Source organism: Neisseria sicca VK64, assembly GCF_000260655.1.
Lineage (GTDB): Bacteria > Pseudomonadota > Gammaproteobacteria > Burkholderiales > Neisseriaceae > Neisseria > Neisseria sicca_B.
The window spans coordinates 17,152-30,187 of the sequence record NZ_AJMT01000115.1 but is presented as its reverse complement, the minus strand read 5'-3'; the positions used below and the strand labels follow the sequence as shown (position 1 = coordinate 30,187).

The window sequence follows — 13,036 nt, the reverse complement described above, 5'->3', positions numbered from 1 at the left end:
AGTCAGCGGCCAAACCACACCGAGCAAAGACAGCGATGCCCGCTGGACAAAGAAAAACGGCCTCTACAAACTCGGTTACAAACAACATACCCGTACCGATGAGGAAGGCTATATCGAGAAACTGCACATCACTCTGCCAATACCCATGAGTGCAACCATCTGTCCCCTTTGTTGGAAGGCATTGCCGAAGGACGACCGTCTATGCCGACAAAGGCTACGACAGTAAGGAAAACCGGCAACATCTGAAAGAGCATCAGTTGTTAGACGGCATTATGCGCAAAGCCTGCCGCAACCGTCCGCTGACGGAAGCGCAAACCAAACGTAACCGATATTTGTCGAAGACCCGTTATGTGGTCGAACAAAGCTTCGGTACGCTGCACCGTAAATTCCGCTACGCCCGGGCAGCCTATTTTGGTCTGCTCAAAGTGAGTGCGCAAAGCCATCTGAAGGCGATGTGTTTGAACCTGTTGAAAGCGGCTAACAGGCTAAGTGTGCCTGTTTGCGCCTAAAAGGCGGTCCGGATGCCTTATTATCAGGTATCCGGGGAGGATTAAGGGGGTATTTGGGTAAAATTAGGAGTGATTGGGGGAGAAAACAGCCGAAAACCTGTTTTTGGGTTTCGGTTGTTGGAGGAAAAGAAATTTTGCAAAGGTCTCTTAGTGTCGCGGTGAGAAGGCTCGTTATTGGAAACGACTGCCTTGCCGGCGCACTATGCCGACTACGTCCCCACCAAATAGGGCGTTGACATCCGTTAAGGTTTCAGGATGTTTGGATAAATCTTAGGTGTTCTCTTGAGATGTCGGAATAGGGTGAAAATCTGTTGGAGTTAATTTTGCAAAGACCTCTACTTTATTTATAGGCAACCGCTTATTGATACCGAAGCAGGGATTATTCTATTGCTGCGTGTGTTCCCGTTTGGTCAATTTTCTCGAGTTTGGCGGAAACGCGGTTCCATACTTCTTCCAGAGGAATGGCTTTCAGGAGACGTTCGGGATTGTTTGTATTGATGCTGTCGGGGTGGGGGAGGTCGGTATAATCGCCCGCCCATATCACTTCGGCATTGAGCGAATAAGGATGCCATATGCCCAGCCAAGTCGCGCCGAATAGGGCGATTTGCGGTTTGTCGAGCGCGGCGGCGATGTGCATGGGAACGGAATCGACGCCGATAAACAGTTTGGCGCGGTCTATCGCCGCTGCAAGTTCGCGCAAAGTTAGGCAGCCGGACAATACCCATACTTTGCCGCTTTCCGGTATTTTCAGACGACCTAAGATGGCTTCAATCATGTCGTGTTCGACGGGACTGGGGGAGGCGGTCAGGACGACGTTGTGTCCGTGGTTCAGCAGAAGCTGGACGAGTGCGGCGTTTTTGCCGTCTTCCCAACATTTGAACAACCAGCGCGCGCCCGGATGCAGTAAGACGTAGTTTTCGCCTTGCCAGCCTTGTTCGCGCAATTTTTGTTCCATACTGTTGCGGACATCAGGGGAGATGCTCATGTGGACTTTTGCGTGGGGCAGTTCTTCCGGACGGATAAGCGGAGGCAGTATGCCCAGATGGGTTTCAACGATATGTTTGGTCGTGCCCATATCGGGGTTGAGAAAGTCGTGACACCAGCGCCAGGCGGCATTGTCGCGTTTGATGCAGTTGAAGCCGACGCTGCATTTTGAACAGAGCTTGGCAATGATGGCGGCACGCCATTGGTCGGAAAGGTTGAATGCCCAATCGTATTGACGGGCTTTTAACTGACGGAAAAGGTCTTTTTCGTGTTTGAACTGCATCCGCACGCCTTGTTTCTTCCATTGCCGGTCAATGGTGAAAATCCTGGCGATTTGCGGATTGTCGCGGATGATGTCGGCGGTTTCCTGATAAACCAGCATATCGACTTCGCACTCGGGAAAATGTTTTTTGATCGCATCGACGACCGGCGTACTGAGCAATACGTCACCATGATGGCGCAGTTTGATGACGAGGATACGGTTGGGTTGTGCAAGTGACATACGGTACTTTCAGACGACCTGGTTCAAGAATGGCTCTCAATTGTAAAACGGAACGCAAGGTTTGGAAAACTGTTTCTGTATAAACGGTTTTTAGAGCAAATGAACGCTGCCGGTTTTCTTTGATTTTCTTAAAAAATATTGATTTAGGATGGCCGGTGTAGGCAAAATCTTTTGACGCTGCGGAAGATTGTTCCATTCTGAAAACGCCTACGGGCTGACCGGCTTTCCGACAGGGTTGTGGCTGGAATGGGGCCGATTCACTATAATAGCCCAAGCCGCAGGCAGGATTTGTGTTCCAAGAAGCTTTTGCAGGTTTCGAAGCAAATCCTAGTCCTCGGTACGTTTTCAGACGACCTTTCCTTTATCCACCGCCTTACACATCCGCCATGACACCAAATGCCCCGCTCCAACACATCACACTTATCGGCGTCGGACTGATAGGCGGCTCTTTCGTTCTGGATCTCAAACGATTGGGATGGGTGCAAACCGTGACCGGTATTGATCTCGACCGCGATAATCTCGACCGTGCGCTTGAGCGTCGGGTGATTGATAAAGCGTTTACGGAAATCAACGCCGAAAGCATCGGTCATGCCGATTTGGTGTTGATTGCCACACCTGTTTCCACTTTGCCGACCATCTGCCAAGCCATTGCGCCGCTGCTTGCGCCGGAGGCTTATGTGTCTGATGTGGGCAGCACCAAGCGGACTGCCATCGCTGCTTTCCGCCAATATCTGCCCGAGCGGATTTCACACTGTATCGCCGCTCACCCCATTGCAGGCTCCGACCGCAGCGGCGCATTGGCGGCGCAATTCGGGTTGTATCAAGATAAAAAACTGATTATCACCACACACGGACAAGAGCGCCCCGAAGGTATCGCTTTGATAAAAAGCCTGTGGCAGGCGGTCGGCGCACAGACGTTTGAAATGAGTGCGGAAGAACACGATGCCGTGTTCGCCGCCGTTTCTCATATGCCGCATTTGACGGCTTTTGCCTATGTCCACCAAATCGCCGACCATCCGGACGGACAGGAATATTTGAAATTTGCCGCCAGCGGTTTCCGAGACTTTACCCGCATCGCCTCCAGCCATCCCGCCATTTGGACGGACATCTGCCTGGACAATAAAAACAGCCTGATCAAGCTGATTGCCGGACTGCACGACCAGCTTTCCAAGCTGGAACGTATCCTCGAACAAGAAAACCGCGACGCGTTATACCGTTATTTTGAAGAAGCCAAGCAAACGCGCGACGAATGGTTGGGCAGCCAATAACGGGTTGAATATCCAGCATCATCTTGTAACTGTTTCTCTCCGAAAAACAAAAAGGTCGTCTGAAAACCTATTTTCAGACGACCTTTTGTTGATTTCAGGCAGGGTTTACCAGTAGCCCAGCACTTTCCACCAGATAATGCCGATGGTGCCGAAAATCAGGATTTCGACCACGCTCATAATGAAGCCGGCTTTCCACCATTCGGTCATGCTGACATAGTTCGAGCCGTAGATGACGGGAGACGAACCTGAAGCGTAGTGGGTCAACGACATCATGATGCCGGTGGCGGATGCCATAATCAGGGCGAACAGCATCGGCGGTGCGCCCAAGGCGAGGCCTGCGCCGTAGAACGCGCCGAACATGGCGGTAACATGTGCCGTGCCGCTGGCGAAAACGTAGTGGGCGTAGAGGTAGGCGAGTACCAGAAGGGCGCAACCGGCTTCCCAGCCCAAACCTAGATGGGAGATGCCGCCCTGCATGGATTCGGACAGCCATGCAATCAGTCCCAATTTGTTGAGAAAGTTTGCCATCATGACCAAGGCGGCAAACCAGACGATGGTGTCCCACGCGCCTTTTTCTTTCAACGCGTCGTCCCAAGTCAGTACGCCGGTGAGCAGGCACAGGCTCAGACCGAGGAAGGTGGTGGCGGTGGCATCGACTTTCACGCCGAACAGCATTTCGGGAACGCCCGCCCACAAAAGCAGCAGAATCACGAAAATGCCGAGCATGATTTTTTCGTCACGCTTCATCGCGCCCATTTCTTTCAGTTTTTCTTTGGCAAGGGCGGTCGCGTTAGGCGTTTGTTTGATTTCGGGCGGATACAGGAAATACAGCACCAGCGGCATCAGGAACATAGCAATCAGGCCGGGGACGACCATGGCGGCGAACCATGTGCCCCAAGAGAGGTGGATTTTCGAATCGGTAGCTTTGGCGACTAATTCGACAACCAACGGGTTGGGTGCGGTTGCGGTAATGAAGATACAGCAGGTGATGATGTTGGCGTGGTAGTTGACCAGTGCGAGGTATTTACCGATTTTGCCTTCCGTGCCTTTTTCGGGGTCGGAATCGAAGCTCAGGGCGATAGAACGCATAATCGGATGCACGATGGCACCGCCGCGCGCAGTGTTGCTCGGCGTTACCGGACCGATGACCAAGTCCGCCAAAGCCAGGCTGTAACCTACGCCCAGCGTGCGTTTGCCGAAAAGGGAAATCAGAAGGTAGCCGATACGCATCCCTAAGCCGGTTTTCAACAAACCGCGCGAGATGATGATGGCGATACCGATCATCCAGATTAACGAGTTGTTAAGGCTGCTCAGTGCGTCTTTGGTCGCGTCGGCGGCTTTTTCGTTGGTAACGCCGGTCAGCGCGACCAAGGTAATGCCCAAAATCGCCATTGCACCGATGGGCATGGCTTTACCGATGATGCCGGCGATGATGCCGACGAATAACGCCAAAAGGTGCCATGCGTCGGGCGATACGCCCTGCGGCACGGGTATGACGAACCAGATAATCAGCGTCAGCGCGAGCGCAACCGCAGCAGGAATTGGCTTGAAGCCCATGTTGAGTCTCCTAGTTTGAGGTATCGGGGAAATCGGATTTCAGACGACGTGTGCCCGATTTTGGTGGGAACAGGCCGTCTGAAACGTATTTGGCAGCAGTTGTTTTTATGTTTTTCTTTTGGGTGTTTGGGTCATGCGTATTTTTGTGTTGCCATCTTTTTAGACGACGTTTCTTGAGTTTTACGTTTTGCCCTCTCCCTAACCCTCTCCCACGGGGAGAGGGGATAGATTGCAGGAAGTCCGATAATGGTTGGTTTCAGCACCATCATTCCCTCTCCGTGGAAGAAGAGATAGCTTGCAGAAAATCCGATAATAGTCGGCTTCAGCACTATCATTCCCTCTCCCCGTGGGAGAGGGCAAAACCCTAGTATGTCCGTATCGTTTTCTCTGATGGCAAATCTACCAATAAGTTTTAGTCAGACGATGTGTGTCCGTTTTAGTGGGGAGGGGGCGTCTGAAATGTGTTGGCAGCAGTTGTTTTTTATGTTTTTCTTTTGGTGGTTTGGGTAATGCGTATTTTTTTGTTGCCATCTTTTTCAGACGACGTTTCTTGAGTTTTACGTTTTGCCCTCTCCCTAACCCTCTCCCACGGGGAGAGGGAATAATGGCGCTGAAACCGACCATTATCGGATTTTCTGTAATCTGTCCCCTCTCCCCGTGGGAGAGGGCTAGGGAGAGGGTAAAACCTCAGATTTAGCAGTTCAGTTGTGAAACCCAACAAATACTTAAACCCTAATCATTATGTTGGGTCATAACCCAACCTAAAGGTATTTTTCAGACGACCTCCCATAATAGAAAAGGTCGTCTGAAACCCCGTATCGGATTAATCCTGATCCGCCGGCAGGCCGTACTCTTCGGGGAAGGTACGCAGTGAGCTTTGCAGCACGGTAACCGCGCCGTCAATCAGACCGCAGCGGCCGCTTCGGGGCAGCAGTTGGCACAGGCTTTGCAGGGCGCGGAGGTCGTCTGAAGTGCCGATGCCGGTATCCACGCGGTTGAGCAGGCGTGAAAGTTGGAACGTGCCGCCTTTGCACGGCGGGCATTGTCCGCATGAGTTGGACGCAAAAAATTCCACATACTCGGATACTTTGCGCACCACGCTGGTGCCTTCGGAAATCACAATCATTGCGCCCGTACCGAGGCTGGATTTGCGTTCGCGCACGGACACGAAGTCCAAAGGCACGTCCAAATCTTTCGCGGTCAGAAGCGTGTTTGACGGGCCGCCGGTGAAGACGGCTTTAAACGTGCGGCCCTCGAGCATACCGCCGCCGTGGTCGAAAATCAGCGATTGCAGGGTCGTGCCCATCGGCAGTTCGTACAGCCCCGGATTCAATACGTCGCCGGAGAGCGAGTAGAGTTTCGTGCCTGCGGCATCGCCCAAACCCAGCGATTTGTACCATTCCGCGCCTTTGGCAAGGATTTGCGGGATGTTGGCGAAGGTTTCGGTGTTGTTGATAAGGGTTGGTTCGCCCTCTACGCCGCTTTCGGCGGGGAACGGCGGCTTGCGGCGCGGGAACGGGAAACCGCCTTCCAACCATGAAATCACGGCGGTTTCTTCGCCGCCGATGTAGCGGCCTGAAGTTTCGACCAATTTCAGGTCTAAAGGTTTGCCCAGATAGTTTTCGATGCGGATGAACAAATCGCTTTTTTTCCATTGCTCGATGGCGGGCACGATGGAAGCGATGGATTCGGTCTGGTGCGGGTTGACATACATAATCGCTTTGTTGGCGCGGCAGGCGACGGCGGCAATCAGAACGCCTTCGATGACTTGGTGCGGCGTTTTCGCCAGCAATACGCGGTCTTTGAACGTACCCGGTTCGTCTTCGTTGGCATTACAGACGACGTATTTGTCGCCGTGTTTGCTTTGGGCGGCAACGGCAGCTTCCCATTTGCGCCAGGTCGGGAAACCTGCGCCGCCCATGCCGCAGAGGTTGGCGTCTTGCAGCTTGGAAACGATGCTTTGAGGATCGGCAAGCGCCGCCAGCAGACCTTCGCCGCCGCCGACTTTGCGCCACGCGGCCAAATCCGCGCCGACTTGACGGGACGGGTGCAGTAAGTTTTGATTGGCTTGATTCATGATTGTTGCTCCTGCAAACCGGCGTGTTCGCGCAAATCGAATTTGCCGTAGTCGGGGTATAAAACGGGGGCTTTGATGTTGCTGGTCAGTCCGGCGCGGGTCATTTCGCGTTGCAGATCGTGGACGTGTCCGACGCCGCCGCGCACTTTTTTCAGCGGCAGGCCGCAATTTGCCGCGGCTTTACCGGCACGGCGGCCGAAGCTGATGATGTCCAGAAGTGCGTTGCCCATCAGGCGGTTGCGGCCGTGGATGCCGCCGGTTACTTCGCCGGCGCAATAGAGGCCTTCCACACAGGTCGCGCCGTCGCCGTTGATTTCGACGCCGCCGTTTTGGTAGTGCAGGGTCGGATGAATCATCACAGGTTCGACGGCGGGGTCGATGCCGCATTTGTGGGCGACGTGGCCGAGCGTAACCAGACGGTTCAACACATCAGGATCGTTTTCAATCAGGCGCGGGGTGTCGAGGAACACGCCGACCTGTCCGTCGCGCACCACGCCGCGGCCTTCGCGGCACTCGCGCAAAATGGCGGCAGCAACGACGTCGCGCGGCTGCAATTCGTCAACGAAACGCTCGCCCAAACCGTTGACCAGTTTGGTGCCTGCGGAGCGTACGGCTTCGGAAATCAGCGCGCCCGCCAAGTGCGGCGGATGGGCGACGCCAGTCGGATGGTATTGGAAGGAATCGATGTCGCGCAGTTTCGCGCCGATGCGGTATGCCATCACCAGACCGTCGGCAGTTGCGCCGTAGTGGTTGGAAGTGGCGAAACCCTGCAAATGCAGCCGTCCGCTGCCGCCGGTTGCCAATACCACGGCTTTGGCGTGAACCAATACCAAAGAGCGTTTTTCCAAATCGTACAAAATCGCGCCGACGCAGCGGCCGTGTTCGTCCGACAATAATTCGATGGCGGGGTGGCGGTTGAGCTGGGTAATGTTTTCGTCGAGTTCGACCGCCTCGCGCAGTACGCGCATCATTTCAAGGCCGGTAAAGTCGCGGTAGCTCAGGATGCGCGGCACAGTCGTACCGCCCGCACGTTTGCGGCTCAACATGCCGTTGCTGTCCGCACCTTTGGCAAGGTCGAAAGTCATGCCCAAGCCGATCAGCCAGCGGATGGCGGACGGCGCGTCGGTAACCATTTGCGCCACCAATTCTTTTTTGCCTGCGTTGTGGCCGCCTTTGATGGTGTCGTCAAAGTGTTGCTGCAAGCTGTCTTCCGCGCCGACCGCCGCCTGAATGCCGCCTTCGGCCATCACGGTATTGCTGTCGCCGATACGCAGCTTGTTCGCCATAATCACGCGCGCGCCTGCTTCGGTTGCAGACAATGCCGCTGCTGCGCCCGCACCGCCGCCGCCGATAACCAGTACGTCGGTGTTCAAATGTTCCGCGCCCGACAAATCATAGTCGTCAATCAGGGGATGGCTGATCAGCAGTTTCGCCAAATCAGGATGGCAGTAATCGCCCGTGTTCGGGCCGATGGGCAGTTTGACGCGCGCATTTGCCTGATAGTCGGGGTGAAACTGACTCAACAATTCGTTTTTTTCCGGCAAGTCGCCGCGCAGTTCCAATGAGGAAGCGCGCAAGTTGGCAAGTGCGGTTTCGTAGTCTATGCCTTGGATTTCGTTCGCCATCACATTGCCTCCTCTTCAAATTCGACTTTCATTTTGCCGCTGTCGATTTCGCGCAGGCGGCGCATCAAATCCACCGGACGCAGCGTACGCGCCGCTTTCATGCGGCGGGCGAACAGGCCTAAGTGGTTCGGACGGATGTGTTCGGGGCAGGAAAGGGTGCAGAGGTTGCACATCACGCATTGGTCGAAGGTCAGCGCAGCCGCGCCGAAATCGCCGGATACCACTTGCGCCACGCCGTTTTCCACTTCCAAGCCTTTCGGGCAGGCGCGGTTGCAGCCGCCGCAATGACGGCAGTTTTGCGCTTCGGGGAAGGCTTTGGCGGTATCGTCCAGCCAGTTCCAGCCGTCGCCGACCTCGCTCACGTCGTAATATTGGATATGCTCGGGGATAAAGTAGTCCAAGAAGCTGACCTGCATCCCTTCTTCGACTTTGGTTTCGCACGCCAACGCAGTCGTTACCTCGCGCTCGCCTTCCTTGCGGATCATGCAGCGGCAGGAACCGCATACGCCTTGCCCCATGCAGCCGACGTTGGCGGTAATCGCGCTGCCTGAACGGGCATAGGCCTGAATGATTGACGAGTCGGCAGAGGCTTTGACCTCGTGACCGTCTATGGTCAGGGTTAACAAGTTTTCACTCATGGTAGTGTCCTGTGGGATGGGATAGGGGAAATCGGATGTGTGTATTTTTATTACAAATTTTTAAAATGCAGATATTTTTCAGGAAACGTCTTATAAATCAACGTCTGACTGTCTTTTATTAGTGTATCAGAATTTGGGTTTTTTGATGATGGCGGAGTCGTAAAGGCAGGGTGGGGGCGGATTGTGAACAAAAAACAGCGGTTTTCAGACGACCTTTGTGCCATCTTGTTATTTTGTAAGATAAAATAAACTTACGATAAAGGAATAACTGCTAAAAACCGTTTTGAAATACGAGTAAATATCATTATTAAGTGATTGATATTAAAAGCATATATCTATGTATTTATTGGATAAATTTGCAAAGTGTAAGTAAATGCAAATGGTGTTATAAAATTTCATAAAAACGGCTAAGTTTGACTTCCGTCAAAAATTATCGTGGGTAGAATGACACGGCTTTTACATTTGTGTATGGTTGAAAAAAGAAAGACAGGTCGTCTGGAAAGTAATTGTTTCTTTTTAAATTCATGTTATTAGTAAGGTTCATTGCGACGGTGAATCCAGCCTTTTCAGACGACCCTTTGAAATTTGAGTGGACAGATTAATTGTAGTTTTATTTCTACCGGTAAATATTGCCGACAATATCCATTATCATCATCCGAGTGAAATGATAGGTTATTAAGTTTTATGAAAATCAATAAATTATAAAAATCATATTGTCGCCTCATATCGATTGACAGCACTATTACACCGATTAAGGTCGTCTGAAAAACGGCCTCTATAAAAAAGCTAACAAACCCTCCCTACCATATGAAAAGGAACACAATCATGACCGTCATCAAGCAAGAAGACTTTATCCAAAGTATCTGCGATGCCTTCCAATTCATCAGCTATTACCATCCGAAAGACTACATCGACGCGCTCTATAAGGCGTGGCAGAAGGAAGAAAATCCCGCCGCCAAAGACGCGATGACGCAGATTTTGGTCAACAGCCGCATGTGTGCCGAAAACAACCGCCCCATCTGCCAAGACACCGGTATCGCAACCGTCTTCCTCAAAGTCGGTATGAACGTCCAATGGGATGCGGACATGAGCGTGGAAGAGATGGTTAACGAAGGCGTGCGTCGCGCCTACACTTGGGAAGGCAACACCCTGCGTGCTTCCGTCCTCGCCGATCCTGCCGGCAAACGCCAAAACACCAAAGACAACACCCCAGCCGTCATCCACATGAGCATCGTACCGGGCGACAAAGTCGAAGTAACCTGCGCGGCAAAAGGCGGCGGCTCTGAAAACAAATCCAAGCTCGCCATGCTCAATCCTTCCGACAATATCGTCGATTGGGTATTGAAAACCATCCCGACCATGGGCGCGGGCTGGTGTCCTCCCGGTATCTTGGGCATCGGCATCGGCGGTACGCCCGAAAAAGCCGTGCTGATGGCAAAAGAATCCCTGATGAGCCACATCGACATTCAAGAATTGCAGGAAAAAGCCGCGTCCGGCGCAGAATTGTCCACCACCGAAGCCCTGCGCCTCGAACTCTTTGAAAAAGTCAACGCGTTGGGCATCGGTGCACAAGGTTTGGGCGGGCTGACCACCGTATTGGACGTCAAAATCCTCGATTACCCGACCCATGCCGCATCCAAACCGATTGCCATGATTCCGAACTGCGCCGCCACCCGCCACGTCGAATTCGAATTGGACGGCTCCGGTCCGGTCGAACTGACCCCGCCGCGCGTTGAAGACTGGCCCGATTTGACTTACAGCCCCGACAACGGCAAACGCATCGAGGTCGATAAGCTGACCAAAGAAGAAGTCGCCAGCTGGAAAACCGGTGACGTATTGCTGCTGAACGGCAAAATCCTCACCGGCCGCGATGCCGCACACAAACGCCTCGTCGATATGCTCGACAAAGGCGAAGAGTTGCCCGTCGATTTCACCAACCGCCTGATTTACTACGTCGGCCCCGTCGATCCGGTCGGCGACGAAGTAGTCGGCCCGGCAGGCCCGACCACCGCCACCCGCATGGACAAATTCACCCGCCAAATGCTCGAACAAACCGGCCTCTTGGGCATGATCGGTAAATCCGAGCGCGGCGCAGCCACCTGCGAAGCCATCGCCGACAACAAAGCCGTGTACCTCATGGCAGTCGGCGGCGCGGCATACCTTGTGGCAAAAGCCATCAAATCCTCAAAAGTCTTGGCGTTCCCCGAATTGGGCATGGAAGCAGTTTACGAGTTTGAAGTCAAAGACATGCCCGTAACCGTCGCCGTGGACAGCAAGGGCGAATCCATCCACGCCACCGCCCCGCGCAAATGGCAGGCAAAAATCGGCATCATCCCCGTCGAGTCCTAAAACCTTGATGCCAGGTTGAAAAAGGTCGTCTGAAAACTTAAAACAGGGTTTTCAGACGACCTTTAATTTGTTTGGAGGCATTACGACTGCAAGGGTAGGGAGAATGGACGGTATAGTGGATTAACTTTAAATCAGGACAAGGCGACGAAGCCGCAGACAGTACAGATAGTACGGAACCGATTCACTTGGTGCTTCAGCACCTTAGAGAATCGTTCTCTTTGAGCTAAGGCGAGGCAACGCCGTACTGGTTTAAAGTTAATCCACTATAAAACAATACGCCGCAAGTCTTGATAAAGAACAAGCATCGCCCTGCCCCGACTGCAGAAGCAGCCGAAATATGTTATAAATAGGCCCTTCTACCGACCTCAAATTGGAGCATACGACATGGAATTGGTATTTATCCGCCACGGACAAAGCGAATGGAACGCGAAAAACCTGTTTACAGGCTGGCGCGACGTGAAACTGAGCGAGCAGGGGCTTGCCGAAGCCGCCGCCGCCGGTAAAAAACTGAAGGAAAAAGGTTACGAGTTCGACATCGCCTTCACTTCCGTCCTGACCCGCGCGATTAAAACCTGCAACATCGTTTTGGAAGAATCCGACCAACTGTTTGTGCCGCAAATCAAAAGCTGGAGGCTGAACGAACGCCACTACGGCCAACTGCAAGGTTTGGACAAAAAACAAACCGCCGAAAAATACGGCGACGAGCAAGTCCACATCTGGCGCCGCAGCTACGACACCCTGCCGCCACTGCTCGACCCGAAAGACCCGTTCTCCGCGCACAACGACCGCCGCTATGCCAACCTGCCCGCCGATGTTATCCCTGATGGCGAAAACCTGAAAGTTACTTTGGAGCGCGTATTGCCGTTCTGGGAAGACCAAATCGCCCCCGCGCTTCTGAGCGGCAAACGCGTCTTGGTCGCCGCCCACGGCAACTCCCTGCGCGCATTGGCCAAACACATCGAAGGCATTTCCGACGAAGACATCATGGGCTTGGAAATCCCGACCGGTCAGCCGCTGGTGTACAAATTGGACGACAATTTGAAAGTGGTTGAAAAATTCTATCTGTAAGCTTTGCGGATAATAAAAAGGTCGTCTGAAAACTCGGATTCGGGGTTTTCAGACGACCTTTTGATTGAAACGCTTGAGATATAAGATTTGAGACAGTCAAGGCAAAAAAACAGCCCGGTCAAAAATGACCGGGCTGTTGAATTTTTGGTCGGAGTGAAAGGATTCGAACCTTCGACCCCTTGCACCCCATGCAAGTGCGCTACCAGACTGCGCCACACTCCGACTCGAGAAGTTTGGGATTATAGTTTTCTTGCACGGCTTTGGCAAGGGTAAAGCCGGACGGTTTCGGCTATCTGCTTGAAGCGGCTTTGAATTTGTTTGGTGTCAGGGAGGGTAGGGCTGCGGAATGGTTCATACTTGATTGGAAGCCGCGATGTTTTTCAGACGACCCCGGGGGTAAACGGATGTGGCGGAATTTAATGGCTGCTATATAATCTCAGCTTTGATTTTTAATATAGT

Annotated in this window: 10 protein-coding genes, 1 tRNA gene and 1 pseudogene; 4 read left to right on the top strand and 8 right to left on the bottom strand. The window is 53.0% G+C overall.

The annotated features are described in order from the left end of the window. Window positions 1-509 (top strand): annotated as a pseudogene (locus HMPREF1051_RS13355) (IS5 family transposase); the annotation flags it as partial. A 379-nt stretch (window positions 510-888) separates the two neighbouring features. On the opposite strand, the gene rfaQ reads toward HMPREF1051_RS13355, so the two are convergent. Further along, window positions 889-1,995 (bottom strand): putative lipopolysaccharide heptosyltransferase III, encoded by a 1,107-nt coding sequence (gene rfaQ, locus HMPREF1051_RS06900; protein ID WP_036492337.1) that lies wholly within the window; start codon window positions 1,993-1,995, stop codon window positions 889-891. Next, a complete protein-coding gene (locus HMPREF1051_RS13345) occupies window positions 1,940-2,191 on the bottom strand; it encodes a hypothetical protein (protein WP_003766219.1) in 252 nt (83 codons plus the stop codon). Before HMPREF1051_RS13345 ends, rfaQ begins: the two co-directional genes overlap by 56 nt. Before the next feature lie 190 nt (window positions 2,192-2,381). On the opposite strand from HMPREF1051_RS13345, the gene HMPREF1051_RS06895 reads away from it, so the two are divergent. Continuing rightward, complete coding sequence (locus tag HMPREF1051_RS06895; protein ID WP_003777394.1) at window positions 2,382-3,263, top strand: prephenate dehydrogenase; 882 nt, start codon at window positions 2,382-2,384, stop codon at window positions 3,261-3,263. Window positions 3,264-3,368: 105 nt separating this feature from the next. Here HMPREF1051_RS06895 and HMPREF1051_RS06890 read toward each other — a convergent pair whose 3' ends face one another. The 5 genes from HMPREF1051_RS06890 to HMPREF1051_RS06870 form a co-directional block, all read right to left on the bottom strand. Continuing rightward, complete coding sequence (locus HMPREF1051_RS06890) at window positions 3,369-4,820, bottom strand: DASS family sodium-coupled anion symporter (protein WP_003766241.1); 1,452 nt, start codon at window positions 4,818-4,820, stop codon at window positions 3,369-3,371. A gap of 131 nt (window positions 4,821-4,951) precedes the next feature. Continuing rightward, the gene (locus HMPREF1051_RS06885; protein WP_155815304.1) at window positions 4,952-5,149 is read right to left on the bottom strand and encodes a hypothetical protein; all 198 of its coding nucleotides are present in this window, start codon (window positions 5,147-5,149) and stop codon (window positions 4,952-4,954) included. Between the two features lie 494 nt (window positions 5,150-5,643). Then, entirely contained in the window at window positions 5,644-6,897 is a 1,254-nt protein-coding gene (locus HMPREF1051_RS06880; protein ID WP_003766242.1) for a complex I 51 kDa subunit family protein, read from the bottom strand. Further along, window positions 6,894-8,522 carry an FAD-binding protein gene (locus HMPREF1051_RS06875; RefSeq protein ID WP_003766224.1) on the bottom strand — a complete coding sequence of 543 codons (1,629 nt, stop codon included), beginning with the start codon at window positions 8,520-8,522 and terminating at the stop codon, window positions 6,894-6,896. Before HMPREF1051_RS06875 ends, HMPREF1051_RS06880 begins: the two co-directional genes overlap by 4 nt. Further along, window positions 8,522-9,160, bottom strand: coding sequence for a 2Fe-2S iron-sulfur cluster-binding protein (locus HMPREF1051_RS06870; RefSeq protein ID WP_003766262.1), 639 nt, complete (start codon window positions 9,158-9,160; stop codon window positions 8,522-8,524). The genes HMPREF1051_RS06875 and HMPREF1051_RS06870 overlap by 1 nt, the downstream gene beginning before the upstream one ends. A gap of 825 nt (window positions 9,161-9,985) precedes the next feature. Between HMPREF1051_RS06870 and HMPREF1051_RS06865 the strand changes: the two genes are divergently transcribed. Then, window positions 9,986-11,509, top strand: a complete 1,524-nt coding sequence (locus tag HMPREF1051_RS06865; protein WP_003766239.1) for a fumarate hydratase — start codon at window positions 9,986-9,988, stop codon at window positions 11,507-11,509. A 384-nt stretch (window positions 11,510-11,893) separates the two neighbouring features. After that, window positions 11,894-12,577, top strand: coding sequence for a 2,3-diphosphoglycerate-dependent phosphoglycerate mutase (locus tag HMPREF1051_RS06860; RefSeq protein ID WP_003766223.1), 684 nt, complete (start codon window positions 11,894-11,896; stop codon window positions 12,575-12,577). Window positions 12,578-12,722: 145 nt separating this feature from the next. Here HMPREF1051_RS06860 and HMPREF1051_RS06855 read toward each other — a convergent pair. Then, window positions 12,723-12,799, bottom strand: a tRNA-Pro gene (locus tag HMPREF1051_RS06855). Window positions 12,800-13,036 lie beyond the last annotated feature (237 nt).

Bases quoted from the DNA above. Each gene is read 5' to 3' on its own strand.
- HMPREF1051_RS13345 (WP_003766219.1), bottom strand. From the start codon at position 2,191: ATGGAACAATCTTCCGCAGCGTCAAAAGATTTTGCCTACACCGGCCAT.
- rfaQ (WP_036492337.1), bottom strand. From the start codon at position 1,995: ATGTCACTTGCACAACCCAACCGTATCCTCGTCATCAAACTGCGCCAT.
- HMPREF1051_RS06870 (WP_003766262.1), bottom strand. From the start codon at position 9,160: ATGAGTGAAAACTTGTTAACCCTGACCATAGACGGTCACGAGGTCAAA.
- HMPREF1051_RS06890 (WP_003766241.1), bottom strand. From the start codon at position 4,820: ATGGGCTTCAAGCCAATTCCTGCTGCGGTTGCGCTCGCGCTGACGCTG.
- HMPREF1051_RS06895 (WP_003777394.1), top strand. From the start codon at position 2,382: ATGACACCAAATGCCCCGCTCCAACACATCACACTTATCGGCGTCGGA.
- HMPREF1051_RS06880 (WP_003766242.1), bottom strand. From the start codon at position 6,897: ATGAATCAAGCCAATCAAAACTTACTGCACCCGTCCCGTCAAGTCGGC.
- HMPREF1051_RS06860 (WP_003766223.1), top strand. From the start codon at position 11,894: ATGGAATTGGTATTTATCCGCCACGGACAAAGCGAATGGAACGCGAAA.
- HMPREF1051_RS06875 (WP_003766224.1), bottom strand. From the start codon at position 8,522: ATGGCGAACGAAATCCAAGGCATAGACTACGAAACCGCACTTGCCAAC.
- HMPREF1051_RS06865 (WP_003766239.1), top strand. From the start codon at position 9,986: ATGACCGTCATCAAGCAAGAAGACTTTATCCAAAGTATCTGCGATGCC.